We start from the raw sequence: 14651 nt of genomic DNA, 5'->3' as shown, positions 1-14651 counted from the left end.
GCTTACACCGGTCATCGTGAAATTTCCGTACGCATCGGTCACTACCGTATTGGCGATTGCCATATTGCCTTGATACAGTTGCACATTCGCATAGGTTACGGCTGTGACTGTATTTCCATTCGGTTCCACTACCGTTCCCGTTACGTTATAACCTGCCGACGGTGTTGGTGTTGGTGTCGGCGTTGGTGTTGGTGTCGGCGTTGGTGTTGGTGTCGGCGTTGGTGTTGGTGTCGGCGTTGGTGTTGGTGTCGGTGTCGGCGTTGGTGTCGGTGTCGGCGTTGGTGTTGCAGCGTTAAATGTCAATGTCGTCGCCATACTTGCCAATGCTAATGGCTGGATCGTTGCTGCATAACGTACCTTCACCGTATGATTACCGCTCAATGATGGCGGATTGCTTGAGGAATACGTTGTCCATTTACCGCCATCGATTGACACTTCCATTGCACTCGTGATACCTGTAATCTGATCCAGTGTGTCATCTGCTGTCACAATCGGTGCTGCCGAATATGCAGGAATCGTCAGTGATTGTATCGGGCTGTTGATAGTTGTCTTCGCTATCCCTGTTTTGACAATGCTCAGCTTGCTGCCGATCCAACTCGGTTGCAACGGAATGACTCCGTTTGCATCCGCCGTGTACGTGTTTCCGTTGACCGTATAACTGGCATTTGCCGTTAAGCCGATTAATGCTTCGTTGAACGGATCAATGGATGCTGCCGGAGTCTGTTCTGTTGGAAATGGTACCAATTGATACGGGAATGACATCGAAATAGAATACATCGAAATCGACTGGCTCGCTGGTAAAGCGAGTGTATTCATGGATGAGTTTGTAGCAAAGTCGGAAATTTTATGAGTGGCTGTATCCGTATACGAATCCATCGTAAAATAGCCGCCTGTGATGCTCCAAAAGGCAGGATCAAGCGGAACCGTACTTTGAATAATGGCTGAGCTAGGATCGAGACTACCGATGTATCCACCGGAGATCGTGCCATACACCCCGGCAGTTGCCGTAATCGCTTGACTATCGCCGCCATATGACCAATCAGCAAACACCCAACCGCCGCTAATATTAAAATGCGCGCCTGCTTCATAGGCATTAATTGCTTGACCAGGGCCTGCTACGGTCCCAGACTTCAAATTCAATGTACCTTTAGCGGCAATATTAATTGCAGAACCTAAAGTGCTCATCGCCATAGGAGGCCGGAATGATATAATTTTGCCCGTCTGAGCATTGCTTGTATCCTCAACATTTACAGTACCTGCGACAATTTGTAATGTAGCGTTGATACCATCATTCGACGTGGCACCATTCATTCCAGCGTAAAAGAATATCGTATATCCATTCAAATCCAAAGTGACCGTTTTATTTATATGATTAAATACATAGCCGGGTGCACTAGTACTGCCCGTATTTGTGTCATCCAATAACTGAATCGTTTCCCCGTCTCCTGCTGCGTCCAATGCAGTTTGTAAATCGTTATATGACTGATTAGTTGTAACGTTTATTGCTACTGGTCCGCTACCCGCATGCACTTGCTGTAACGGAACTACCCCTGTCATTAACAAAATAACTAAACTAATGATCGCAATCCGACCCCACACTTGCTGTTGTCTCATCCTATCGCCTCCGCATAAAATATAGCTCTTGTTTGTTTGTAGTTTGTTGCCAAATACTCCGGCATCTGTTCTACTGGTGCCATCATGACCGCTGTTACCCTTTACCGATAACACAAACAACACAACTATCGCTCAGTGTATACTGTACAAATTACAACACACTTACAAACTCGACATAAATCCTGCTCCAAATGACATATTTAGTCATTTTCCAAAACTATTTTTGAAAATAAAAACAATCCGCTCCAATACAAACAGGGACAATGCCACATCACTGTAGCATTATCCCTTCATTTACAAACTATTTATAAAAACAATCTGTCTGTACGCATTACACCTTCCGGCGCACTGTTCATTTATGCGAGCATTAGCGCTTCTTTCAAATTCTCTGCCTTGCATATATAATCTTCCCTCGTCAGCACCGACCATGACCAGTCTTCACTATCCAAATAGTTGCCTTCATAGAGCGCAAGCGCAGCTCGGGCATCTTTGGCGTCAGCAGTGCGCAAAAACCGTTCATATGCCTGATCAAATTGCCGCACATCCCACTGTTCGGTACGTACAATCGCAATATACCGATTGCTCGCATACTTGATTTCGATTTGCTGACAATGCGCTTCCCGTAACGTTTTGCGCAATGAATGCATACAAATTTGCAAATACGATAACGCTCGCTCTGGCGTAGTGTCTGGCCATAATTCATCACAAAGCTTATGTTTGGAAATCCATTTATTTTCGTAGCAAAGCATATAGGCGAGCAACTCCCTTGCTTTGGAACGACTCCATTTGACCGATGCTCCATTGACAGACAGCTCGAATGTGTCCAGACACTGGATATGACATTCATTTTGCCGCGCGGGCTGGTCGCTTGTCACTGGACGTTTGGCAAGCAAACGATCGACCGTATGATACAGCCGTTCCGGGCGTACCGGTTTGAGCAAGTAGTCCGCTGCTTTCACATCAAATGCTTGGGAGGCAAAATGATTATGTGACGTTACAAACACAATCAGCAATTCGGGCAAAAAAGCGATCAACCGGTTCGCCAACTCAATACCGTTAATGCCAGCCATCTCAATATCAAGAAATACACAGTCTGGTTTAAGCACAGGTATATCATGTAACGCCTGAATCGCATCCTTATACGTAGCTACAATCTCAATTTCGGCGCGCTCGCGCAGCATAATTTCGGTATGCTCCAAAATATACGGTTCATCGTCCACAATAATCGTACGTAACATCATGCTCACCCTTCCATATGAGGAATGATCATACTTATCGTCGTTCCTTTTCCTTCCACAGTTTGGATGTCCAGACCACGACCGTAATACAGAAACAGGCGACGCTGAATATTATAAAGTCCGATGCCAGAGCCCCTTTCACGCTCATGCCATGCCGACTGTAGTTGCTGCTCCGACATTCCGATTCCATCATCGATAATCTGAATTTCCGTCGCTTGCGGCGCAGAACGGACGCGTAATGTGACCGTGCCACCACCTGGCTTTGGCGCGATGCCATGCCGGATCGCATTTTCAACCAATGGCTGGATGAGCAACATCGGAATCGATAGTTCTGGCAAAGACTCCGCCTCGATCTGCACATGCAATGTATCTCTAAATCGCGCTTGTTCAATCGATACGTACGCTCGAATCGTCGCCAGCTCGGACGATAATGATGTGAATCCGTTCGTATGTTCGAATTGAAAACGACCGCGTAAATAATCCGCCAGATCATATAATAAGCGCTGTGTATGATGGGGCTCCCGAATGCTCAATGCCGTGATCACACTAAGCGAATTAAACAGAAAATGCGGCTTGATTTGCGCCTGTAAAAAGGACAGCTCGCTTTCCAAGCGCGCACGTACGAGCCCTTTAAGCTGTGCCAATGTGTGGACGCGAGCTTTCAGCTCCTCAGTCGTAAACGGTTTGTGCAAATAATCGTTTGCACCTGCTGCAAAACCTTGCAGCATATCGTCCATTCTAGTCTTCGCTGTGAGCAGTAACACCGGCAAATCGACCAGTGCAAACTGTGCCCGAATATGTTTTAACACGTCATAACCAGACACTTTGGGCATCATCACATCGAGAATGACCAGATCGTAAGGATGATGGGGCGTTAACTGCTCCAAAGCTGCCGCGCCGCTTGATACAGCTTTCATTTCATACCCTGCACGATCCAAAATATGAAACAGCGCTCTAAGACCTGTCGCATCATCGTCAACAGCGAGTATTTTATAACTGCCTGGCTTCGCCTGTGACGTGAACTCCAATCCGCCGATGCTGCGATCTTCAAATGAATCCGCTGTTAGCAGCAAATGATTCGTTTGCGCGCTCTTAACAGGCAGTCGCTGCTGTCCAGCATGAATCGGCAGCGTAAACAGAAAGCGACTTCCCTGACCTTCCACAGACGACACCTCAATCGTACCGCCATGCAGTGCAATCAAATTTTGGGTAATTGCCAGCCCAAGCCCTGTCCCGCCGCGCTCTCGATTCATCCCGCCATCGATCTGATAAAAAGGATGAAAGATCGTATGCAAATGGGCAGCAGGAATGCCCCGACCGGTATCCTGTACCCAGACTTTAATCTGACCGCTGCCTGCTTCCGCTCCCAATTCAATCTGTCCATGATCGGTAAACTTCAACGCATTATCGACGAGATTGTATAAAATTTGCTGCATACGCTCTATATCCGCATCGATATACGGTAAATTGGGAGGGATCGTATTCAGCAGCACAATATCCGGATCATGTTTAAGCCGCTCCATCACACTCAAAATCGTATCGGCAACCGTATGCAAATGAACCGGGGCGAGTTGTAACGAAATCGCGCCACTGCGCATACTGGATATATCCAGTATGTCATTGATCAGATTAGTGAGTCGTTTGGCAGAGGAAACGACGATTTGCAAATGTTGACGCTGTTCCCGTTCCAATCGGTCATCGCTATGTTCCAATACGGATTGCGTCATATTGATAATGCCGTGCAGTGGAGTGCGCAGTTCATGGGACGTATTGGCGAGAAATTCATTTTTCATCCGATCTAATGTTTTCAGCTCTCGGTATACCTGCTCATTTTGCAAATTAATATAAGCGATCAGCAGCGAAAACGATAGTGAAATCCAGATCAAACTCATCCCGTAAAATAAACTTTGCAGCGTGCCCGCCACAACCGGCAACAATGCTGCAAATAGCGCTACCATTAATTCATTGGATTGCAGCTCGTTTCGTTTAATTACAACCATCAGCAAACAGTACACCAAATAGCAATAACAACAGAGCAGCATCATGCCAAAATAAGGCCCACGACTATACACATTATTATCGTCAATTACGAACAAAATATGAGTAAATGGACTGGTCACGGCAAAGAGCATATTAACGACGAGCGGAATGCATACAGCGATGAGCAACCATCGACTGCTGCGCCGCGTATTTTGCCGAATAATCGAATCAAGATACAGCACCCAGAGCGCCTCTGGTACCGGATTCATCGTATAAAATAACGCTACAATAACATTCAAAATAATAGTGGTTATGGGCGCATCATTGCCGGTATATATATTCAGCAGCATTTCCAACACGAGCAATATCATATTGGAAAAGAGCAGTGCCCAGAAGTAAGCACGAGCATGACTTTTTTGCTCACGATGCGCAAGCATATGGAGGGCGATAATCAGATTGATGCAAAGTCCGATCGCCGAAGTTTGAATATAATAGATGACCGGCATACGCCAAAATCACTTCCTGCTTAAGGTTTGAATAAATCTGTCCGGTTTCAGCTAACCAAGATCGTATAACTGTCGGAAGAAAAACAAGCTGAAACGATAGGGGGGCGTCGTGTTAGTCGTTGGTTTATGTAGTCGCGTAGTTGTTGTATGTATGGGCATAGATCATCTGTTGTTTACTGCTTCAAAGCATACAATAAATACATCATATGCTGAACTATTGTAGCATAACAGATATAGTTAAGGGAATGAACAATTCATCCAACAACGAAAAACAGCGACTTTTTCGTAGACAAGCCGCTGTTTGATCATGACCATCTTGATGCAGTCATTTCCATCCGCATCGTCTGTAATCCAGCCGACTGTGCTTGTTATAGAGGATCAGCGGTACAGTTTTATTTTTCACCTATTTGTGCAGTTGCAATGCCATCATCACGCTTGGGTAGATGTTCACCAAAAATATTAGCTTCGATCCAGCAGTAAGGTAAGCTATATATTGATTTCATTTGCTATTAAGGTGATTGAGTACTGCATCATCCAATATACAAAATAATCATATGTACAAACGCTACGATATTCGGCTAGTGCAGATTAGTTTAATACAATATACATATGCACTCAAGACCATTTATATTAGTGCAATCAAAAGTGTTCGTACAAGATCATTCGCTGCAAATGAAAGCCCCCTTTAATTAAGCAATTGATCAAGCAATTGAAGCAGATGTTCATTGCACGATGAAACCAATCCGTATTTCAACGCGATGATTCATCCAACGATGGCGCTATTCGTTACTTTCACCACTATACTCACACTAGGCGAATATGAAACGAACTACCCGTTGTCGCCTAACGTAAAGGAGAGATGAACGATGATCGAGATTGGTCTAACCGGCTTTGGCGATCATCCGGAGCTGTATGGGAAGTTGAAAGCGCCGGAGCGTTTGCCTGCCTATAGTACGCATTTTCCGATCGTGGAGATCGATAGTTCTTTTTATGCGGTACAACCTGTCAAAAATGTAACCCGCTGGGTGGAGCAAACGCCGGAGCATTTCGGGTTTATTTTCAAGGCGTATCAAGGCATGACTGGGCATCTGCGTGGCAAGAAAAATTATTTTGATACAAAGGAAGAAATGTTTGCGGCATTTCATGTTTCATTGCAGCCAGCGCTTGATGCAGGCAAGTTGCGGATGGCATTGTTTCAATATCCGCCCTGGTTTGATTGTACACGCGACAATGTGGATACTTTACGTGAAACGAGAGAACTAATGAAAGACATTCCCTGCGCACTAGAATTTCGCAATCGGACATGGTATATGCCAGAGTTCCGCGAACGGACGCTGGAATTTATGCGGCAAGAGAATTGGATTCATACGATCGTCGATGAACCGCAAGCGGGGATCGGATCGATTCCGATCATTAGCGCAGCGACTTCCACACAAGCGACGTATGTGCGTATGCATGGACGAAATGTGGACGGCTGGCACAAAAGCAACCATCCCGACTGGCGCAAGCTGCGCTATTTGTACCGCTATAGCACCGAAGAATTAACCGAATGGCGCGATCGTCTGCTCGAGTTACAACAACAAAGCGAGCATATTTATGTCGTGTTCAACAACAACTCGGCTGGCGATGCGACTCCGAATGCACAGGAGTTGATCGCGCTGTTGGCTGAGCAACATGCGCTGTCCGACAACCATCGTGTAGATTCATAATCAAGCACAGCGTGGCGAGCAGCACTTCACTGCGAGAAGGAAATTAAGGGGTAGAACGGCTGCTAGTGTTTGTGTTCTTCAAACACGGGGTGTCATGAACAGAAGTTTTGGCGTAGCAAAAGACCCTACCTCTTTTGAGCATGGAAATCTACCGTGTACTCCCAGTTCATACATTCCGGTACGAGGCGGGAATCCGTGCCCTTATTTTATACCGCAGTGGTAGCTCCCCCAACACGCCAATTTTGCAGACACGCTCTAGTTATCCACATACTATCAATCAGGATACACAGCGTAAAAACGCACGATCAAGCATGACAAACGAGTCACCATGATCGCTAAAACCCCCTTCCTGCTGTTATCAGCGTGAAGGGGGTTTAGTTATACTACATTAACTATAGACAGAGCGGTCTGGACATAGACAGACGTGCAAACGAGTCATGGATACTTTCCTAGATAACATCGATACGCTCTGCACTTTGCTGCTATACTGATTGGATTGGCTATTAACTTTATTAGATTTGCTGCTCTGCTTATTTGGAAGCGTATGACGTGTGTTTAAGTTGAAACTTTACAGCATAGCGGAATCGTTGGACTCGTTATCGTTTCACGGTCATTGTGACACAGCTTATTTAATCAAGTTGATTGCTGCTTGCGGTACGAATGTTTTTTCGCCGTTGAAGACGATCGTGCCGTTCAGATTGACGGTTTTGCCGTTTAAGCTGGCGATGTTTTTGTATACTGGCAAGCGCAGTGTATCACTCGCTTTCGTAACGACCATTACCGGATTGCGCTCATCGGTGCGATCCCAAGTGACAGTTGCTCCTTTGGCGGCAAAAGCTTGTTCTGCCGGCACAAACAACTGCTCGGTGACCGCTGCCAAATTCAGACCGAGTGCAGCTTCCATATAGCGGGCGATATCGGTATTTTCAACAAGACCGGTAAGCTGTTTGCCGCCAGGGCCGTAGGAATAGAGTACGACGTCGCCGCCGGTATGACCGTTACTCGTCCAGCCGATATGCGCGCGTTTGCTGATCATCGGGCCGACGGTGTAGTTCATGCTGCCTGCTTTTGTATCTTTAATCGCTGCGATTTCATCGGCGGTCAGATCGGTAATGCCAAAGTTGTCGCTCATCACCTGTACGATATTGCTGCGATCACTATTGAACAGCTTTTCCAATCCTTCGCCGGTCACTTTGGCTTTTTTGAGCGGATCGATAAAGGTGGACAATGGCAGTTTATCGTATGTTTTGGAAGTGTCGCGGTCACCGATCGTCAGACCGCCGTTCATATGGTCAGTCGAAGCGATCACGAGCGTATTGCCATCTTTTTTCGCAAATGCCAGCGCTTGCGCTACCGCTTTGTCAAATGCGTTCACATCGCTAATAATGCCGATCGGATCATTGGCATGTGCCGCCCAGTCGATCTTACTGCCTTCTACCATCAGGAAAAAGCCGTCTTTATCTTGGGACAAAATATCGATCGCTTTCGACGTCATCTCCGCCAGACTCGGTTGTTTGGCAGGATCACGATCGATATCGTAATCCATTCCTTTATCGGCAAACATGCCCCATACTTTGCCATTCCCCGCTGCCTTCAGCCCTGCCGTATCGGTCACTACATTGTAGCCAAGCCGATGAATAGCCGCTGTCAAATCTTCTCCATCTTTACGACCTGCCGCGGTAAAATATTGCGCACCACCGCCAAGCACCACATCGATACCGGCATACACTTGCTGCTCGCTTAGCGCATCATAGTTGCTGCGATCCGGATAGTGAGCGCTAAAATCGGCTGGGGTCGCATGCATAATTTCAGAGGTGGCGATAATGCCAGTTGCTTTGTTCGACAGCTTTGCCGCTTCCAAAATATTGGCGACCGGACGCTTCTCGTCACCAGCTTTCAACGCTTTCAAACCTGGCATCGTGTTGCGGTCAGGCAATACGCCGACATAACCGGTATGGGATTTGTAGCCGGTCGCAAAGGCGGTACCTGCCGGAGCGGAATCCGCAATCGCTGCGTCCGCAGAATACGTGCGTACCAGTCCGCTTGCCATTTCATCCAATGCTAGCAGCTCGCCACCATTGTACCAGCGTGCCAATGCGGTCGCATCTTGTGCCATGCCGTCGGGAATGAGCATAATGACGTTTTTCGCTTTAATCTCCGGCTGCTGCTTTGCCGCTGCATCCCCGATAGTTGCAGGCATACCGAACAGCAATGCCGCGGCAAGCGTACCTGCAACTACAGATGCCCCCTTACGCTTCATTTGTTGTTTCATTGTACTCATTATCATATTGTCATCTCCTATTCATATCGTTTGTATTGGATACCGATTGGTTCGAATTATCCTATGTACAGGCTTGTGTGCCGAATTGATTGTAACAACCGATAATTAACGGGATGTACAGACAAATAGGGGGTGAATGTAAAAAAAGAGCCATTTTGTTAACTAAACATTAACAAAAATGGCTCATTATTGCGTTTTATGCATATCGGTTGGGTCATTTTTTACAAGCTGTTCACAATTCCTTTGTATACATCGATCGCTGCCGCACGCGATGTTTTCAGATCGACGATCGCATCCGGGCGTGGTTGATGAATCTGTTTGGCGGACAAATGTTTTAATTGTGGCAGCCATTGCCGAATATAATCACCTTGCGGATCATATTTGGCAGATTGAGTGACCGCATTAACGACGCGAAAATACGGCGCAGCATTTACGCCGAGTGAAGCGCACCACATCCAATTGCCCCGGTTAATAATATTGTCGTAATCAAGCAGTTTGCGCCGGAAATATTGCTCACCAAGCGTAAACGGACACTGCAAATTTTTGGTCAAAAACATCGCGGACAGTATGCGCAGCCGGTTATGCATACAGCCCGTTTCGTTTAACTGCCGCATCGAAGCGTCAATGACTGGAATGCCCGTCTCCCCGCGATACCATGCTGCAAAATGACGATCATCCAGCGCGGACAGATCATACTTTCGCTCATAATGGAAATAGTTATCATCCATAATCGCCTGGTACAAATAAAAATCGCGAAACGCAAGCTGGCGAATCCATTCTTCACTATGTGCCTGCTGAATCGCACTGCTGTACATTTCCCGTACCGACAGCGCACCTGCCACAAAATGCGGATTTAGCTCGCTCGACGGATCGATCGCATAACAATCGCGTTCCTCGCCATAATCTTTGATTTTACTATGCACAAATTGCTTCAACTTCGGCTGCGGATCATCTGCAGGCTTGAACTCATCCAATGCAAATGGCAACGCAAATCGCTGCGGCAATTCCAACTGCTGCTTGCTCACCTTAAGCTCACTTAACGATACCGGAGACACCGGATTCGGGTGGGCATCTAGAAAATCGAGCCATTTGCGGTGAAAGGGGGCAAACACTTTGTAATAGCCATCTTTACCTGTAAAAGCGGCGAATTGTTCCACGTGAATCATCATATGATCCAGCAGCAACGTAAACTCGGCTCCATGCTGCTTGGCGACTTGCTCTAGCTTGCGATCACGCTCACACGCATAAGGCGTAAAATCACGATGAGCGACCACTTCATCAATTTCATACTGCTCCAAAATAAAGTCCAGCACTTCCTCCGGCTTCCCGTAAGCAAGCTGAAGCTTCCGCTGATGCCGATGATATTGCCGAGTCAGCCGCTGTACATGACGCAGAAAATTAATGCCGCTATGCTCCTGCTCGCGCTGCTTGCGCAGCAAAAATGGATCGATAATGAGCATATGCATACTGTCTGCACCTGTATCTTTAATATAATCAAAACCTGCCAGATCATGAATGCGCAAGTCTTTGCGATGAATAAACAATTTCAATGCCGTATCCTCCTGTGTGCAATAGGTGAATGGCATGCCGCCATCTAAATATATACCCGATTTGGCGAGCGCTACACGCGGCAGTGTAGCGGTATATGAATCCGGTAATTGCGCAAATACTTTTGTATTCACAACAGCTGGCAAGCGCAGGCAGCAGCAGGGTGAGCAAGCAGATGCCTGATCGCTTTTTCCGCATCTTTGCCTAGAGCGCATGTTCAAACCGTCCAGCTTATCGTTTTGTCGTTTCGTTTCACATCATTATTTTGCAAATGAAAATAAGCTGAATGAAAATTTCAGCGAGTGCACATCAACAGCAAGCGGCTCAATAATTAAAGCTGTAATGAGCTACGCATACTTCAACTTAAAGTGAATACATAGAACTAATTAGCACACCATTCATTACGTCGAGACGTAGCACAAAAGCAGGCAGACAGCTCAGTCAAGCACCCCGCTGTTTACGCCTGTGGGCGCAGACGTATGAGCACATCGGACAACGACATCTCCTCCATCGAAGACAGACGCAAATCATAATGCTCAAACGGCAACAGCGATGTGACCGGATTCGGTACGATCGTACAATGCAGTCCTGCCGCTTTTGCTGCCCGCAATCCGTTGAGCGAGTCTTCAAAAGCGACCGCTTCGTCAGCACGAATGCCTAGCTCATCGATGACCCGCAAATACAGCTCAGGGTCAGGTTTAACCGCTGACACATCATCACTCGTTTTGATCACTTCAAAATACGAACGAAGCTGAAGCCGCTGCAAATAATAATCGATCCATTGACGATCCGAACTGGTCGCCAGCGCAATGCGCAAACCGAGCTGGCGCGCTTCTTGCAAATACGATTGTACCCCGGCACGAGCTTCGATCAAATCGACACGCCCCGGAATCATCGTCGACACTTCCTGCTCAATCGTATGTCCGATGCCAGGCTTACCTAATTCATGCTCCACATAATTGCGGAAATCATCATTATGCGTCCCGATGCTTGGCGCAAATTGCTCCAACGTCAGCTCCAACTGATAACGAGCCAGCACCTCTTTATAACATTCAAACCAGACCGTTTCCGTATCGAGAATTAGTCCATCAAAATCAAACACAACCGCCTTAATCATCGAGTTATTTGCCCCTTCCTTTGTGTATCGATTGCCTTGCGTCTGTACTATAAGCACGATTATACAGATGTACAGCCGTTGTTCAACTACAGCCTCTTTAGCGCTGGTCAAAACATGATTACCCGCAGTCTAATCGAAAATGAATATAACTGGCGGCGTGTCAGCTTTTGTTTAAAGGCAAGTTATCGAGGGTAATAGAAACCATGCTCCAATCGACACATGAATACCGAACATGACTAACTTACGAAAAGGAGATGTTTATAATGACAGAACATAAAGATAGCGGACTAGGTGACAAAATCAAAGGTACAATTTCCAAAATTAAAGGTGAAGCCAAAGACCAATTCGGTAACGCAACCGACAACGCTTCCTTACAAGCAGAAGGTAAAGTCGATAAAGCGAAAGGCGAAGTTCAGCAAAAAGTCGGCGAAGCGAAAGATCACCACAATCACTAATCGATTCTTATTCGGTCTAGTTGCCATCGGCAGCCGGAATCGTAAATAGTCGGAACTACTATACACGCATCACTTAAAGCGCTTATGCTCGTTATAGCACGCACTGTCTACTCGGCTGTAGCGTCTATAATCACGATGTACAATGTCGCTGCAAATAAGATGTAAAGTGATAACGATATTCGTATAACATCGAATTTAAGCTATTACATGAATAGATTTCAGAAATATGCTGACATGTTGGGAGTATGAGATCGACGATTTTCCGATGATGCTCATTATATTTTCTGATTACTCCTATGATCATAGGAGTGATTGCAATCATGATGCATACGATTAATTTCAACTACAATATGCATGTATAAATAAGCGCCGTATCTCTACTGTAGAGCTGCGGCGCTTGTTTGTCGGTTGCTGAACTATAACAATGTAACAACGCAAGAAAAATTAAAATTTAACATGTTCAAAGTACTACATAGTAGATGAACCCACCTCATAGGATGCGAACCGCAGTAGTGTTTGCACCAATACTTCAGTGAAAACACTACCGCCAATTTACTTGAGCCAATCCAATAATCAATTATGAAACAACTGTCAATTCCAATCGTTCAACTACTTTTAGAACATATCGGTAGGTAAACTACATCGCTAACGCGAACGACCCTCTCCCCTACCGCCTACGCCAACCTTTTGTCTGTCCAGTCGACACATCGCCAGCCTTCTTCTCACGCCACAACCTCCACCCCATCCAGGCAAAAGCAAGCACATGCAGACATGCCACTACAATTCCTGGCGCAGGTGTAAGTGTGCTCATCATGACCGACCACAAATTGTAGGTGATCGTTACGCTTAACAGCAGCGCCAATACAATCCAGCGTGAATCGAGCATCGCCACAAACAGCAGTACAATTAATGCCGGCACACTATAACGTTCATGAATTTCAGTTGGCAGCATAAAAAAGGCAAAACAGAGCCATACGCCTGCCTTCATCACAGCAGCCGTATCCAGCTTACGAATTCGCAGCATATACCAGCCGCTATACAACACGGCGACAATCAGCAACGACAACCCGATATGTCGCAGCGTGATGATGCCCAACAACCGGGTCGTATCATTCGTATCCGGCGCAACCCCAACGAGATAATACCAAATATTTAGCGCATTTAGCGTCACCTGTGTATACATGCCAACCGCGCTTAAATAGGCGCCACGAATCATCGAATTCAGCCCGCCATGACCGGCAAAATACAGTCCGGCAACAAGCGACGGCAGCAAAGCGCCTACTATGAGTAACACCACTGGACGCAAGCGTCGTTCCCGCAAACAGCGCAACACATACCAGCCAATGACCGGCGCGATAACGATCGCCTGTAACTTGGTCAGCAGCGCTAATGCGAACAATATGCCCGCCGCGAGCGGTAGCGACAATAATAGCAATAGCGAACCTGCCATGAGCATCCCGTTCAGCACATCGACCTGTCCCCAGACGGCACCGTTCACAATCAATACTGGGTTGAGTGCAAAACATGCCAATAATGGCAAACGGGTACGCGGCTGGACTGCCTTGCGCGACCAGATCGCCACGACGATAAAGGCAAGCATATCGAGCATAATTAGCAAACTTTTGTACGTTAACGTTCCCGCCATCGCCTGCAAACCGAGCAGCCGTAACAGTCCAGCATAACCTTGCATAATTAGCAAAAATACCGGTGGATAGTTAATCCCGCCATTGTTCATATACACCTTGCCTAGCCCGTAATTGCCCACATCGTTCATCCATTGCACAAATAGACGCTGATCATCGATAAAGCCCGGATAGCGCCCGCCCAGCCAAATACGGATCGCGATACCGATCAATAACAGCAACACAATCGGCATCATTCCGTCTGTCCAGCGACGCCGTGGTGAACGCGAGTTACGATAATTCGCGCCAACAGATGGCAGTGTAAAACGTTTATTCATACAGTCTAACCTCCCTGTGCAGTGCGGAACGATCATTCATTGCACCCTGCGCCTGACATTACAGACGCCGGAAGCGGCAGACGTTTATCCAAGGGCGGCTGTAAACTAAACCGATCGATTGCCTCAATCACAACGGTTCATTGCCTCCGCTCGGATTAGCATACAGCCAAAAACGTGAGTAGCTTGCACCTATTATACAAGCGGATGATGACGATTTACCAATATCGAATTTATCTTTTTATT

The 14651-nt window shown here is 46.7% G+C and carries 9 protein-coding genes and 1 pseudogene; 3 read left to right on the top strand and 7 right to left on the bottom strand.

The window, feature by feature from the left end; genetic code table 11:
- The 3 genes and pseudogenes from U1I11_RS17230 to U1I11_RS17220 form a co-directional block, all read right to left on the bottom strand.
- Positions 1–1614 (bottom strand): annotated as a pseudogene (locus U1I11_RS17230) (hypothetical protein); the annotation flags it as partial.
- Between the two features lie 356 nt (positions 1615–1970).
- Entirely contained in the window at positions 1971–2855 is an 885-nt protein-coding gene (locus U1I11_RS17225) for a response regulator (RefSeq protein ID WP_322907362.1), read from the bottom strand.
- Between the two features lie 2 nt (positions 2856–2857).
- On the bottom strand, positions 2858–5338 hold the full coding sequence (locus tag U1I11_RS17220; RefSeq protein ID WP_322907361.1) for an ATP-binding response regulator: 2481 nt from the start codon (positions 5336–5338) through the stop codon (positions 2858–2860).
- 866 nt (positions 5339–6204) lie between these two features.
- On the opposite strand from U1I11_RS17220, the gene U1I11_RS17215 reads away from it, so the two are divergent.
- Positions 6205–7047 (top strand): DUF72 domain-containing protein, encoded by an 843-nt coding sequence (locus tag U1I11_RS17215; protein WP_322907360.1) that lies wholly within the window; start codon positions 6205–6207, stop codon positions 7045–7047.
- A gap of 625 nt (positions 7048–7672) precedes the next feature.
- Here U1I11_RS17215 and U1I11_RS17210 read toward each other — a convergent pair.
- Both U1I11_RS17210 and U1I11_RS17205 read right to left on the bottom strand, forming a co-directional pair.
- Complete coding sequence (locus U1I11_RS17210) at positions 7673–9319, bottom strand: alkaline phosphatase (protein WP_416235633.1); 1647 nt, start codon at positions 9317–9319, stop codon at positions 7673–7675.
- Between the two features lie 230 nt (positions 9320–9549).
- Positions 9550–10878 (bottom strand): cryptochrome/photolyase family protein, encoded by a 1329-nt coding sequence (locus U1I11_RS17205; RefSeq protein ID WP_322907359.1) that lies wholly within the window; start codon positions 10876–10878, stop codon positions 9550–9552.
- Between the two features lie 34 nt (positions 10879–10912).
- On the opposite strand from U1I11_RS17205, the gene U1I11_RS17200 reads away from it, so the two are divergent.
- The gene (locus tag U1I11_RS17200) at positions 10913–11059 is read left to right on the top strand and encodes a hypothetical protein (RefSeq protein WP_322907358.1); all 147 of its coding nucleotides are present in this window, start codon (positions 10913–10915) and stop codon (positions 11057–11059) included.
- Between the two features lie 274 nt (positions 11060–11333).
- Here U1I11_RS17200 and U1I11_RS17195 read toward each other — a convergent pair whose 3' ends face one another.
- Complete coding sequence (locus U1I11_RS17195; protein ID WP_322907380.1) at positions 11334–11990, bottom strand: HAD family hydrolase; 657 nt, start codon at positions 11988–11990, stop codon at positions 11334–11336.
- 266 nt (positions 11991–12256) lie between these two features.
- Between U1I11_RS17195 and U1I11_RS17190 the strand changes: the two genes are divergently transcribed.
- Entirely contained in the window at positions 12257–12448 is a 192-nt protein-coding gene (locus U1I11_RS17190; protein ID WP_322907357.1) for a CsbD family protein, read from the top strand.
- Between the two features lie 667 nt (positions 12449–13115).
- On the opposite strand, the gene U1I11_RS17185 is transcribed toward U1I11_RS17190, so the two are convergent.
- Positions 13116–14408: a hypothetical protein gene (locus U1I11_RS17185; RefSeq protein ID WP_322907356.1), complete on the bottom strand. Its 1293-nt coding sequence runs from the start codon at positions 14406–14408 to the stop codon at positions 13116–13118.
- Positions 14409–14651: the final 243 nt, after the last annotated feature.

Origin of the sequence: Paenibacillus campi, assembly GCF_034659835.1 — a bacterium.
GTDB lineage: Bacteria > Bacillota > Bacilli > Paenibacillales > Paenibacillaceae > Saccharibacillus > Saccharibacillus campi.
Note: the sequence above shows the minus strand (reverse complement) of the source record. Positions and strands in the feature narration are given on the sequence as shown.

Bases quoted from the DNA above. Each gene is read 5' to 3' on its own strand.
- U1I11_RS17225 (WP_322907362.1), bottom strand. From the start codon at position 2,855: ATGATGTTACGTACGATTATTGTGGACGATGAACCGTATATTTTGGAG.
- U1I11_RS17220 (WP_322907361.1), bottom strand. From the start codon at position 5,338: ATGCCGGTCATCTATTATATTCAAACTTCGGCGATCGGACTTTGCATC.
- U1I11_RS17215 (WP_322907360.1), top strand. From the start codon at position 6,205: ATGATCGAGATTGGTCTAACCGGCTTTGGCGATCATCCGGAGCTGTAT.
- U1I11_RS17210 (WP_416235633.1), bottom strand. From the start codon at position 9,319: ATGAAACAACAAATGAAGCGTAAGGGGGCATCTGTAGTTGCAGGTACG.
- U1I11_RS17200 (WP_322907358.1), top strand. From the start codon at position 10,913: ATGCCGCCATCTAAATATATACCCGATTTGGCGAGCGCTACACGCGGC.
- U1I11_RS17190 (WP_322907357.1), top strand. From the start codon at position 12,257: ATGACAGAACATAAAGATAGCGGACTAGGTGACAAAATCAAAGGTACA.
- U1I11_RS17185 (WP_322907356.1), bottom strand. From the start codon at position 14,408: ATGAATAAACGTTTTACACTGCCATCTGTTGGCGCGAATTATCGTAAC.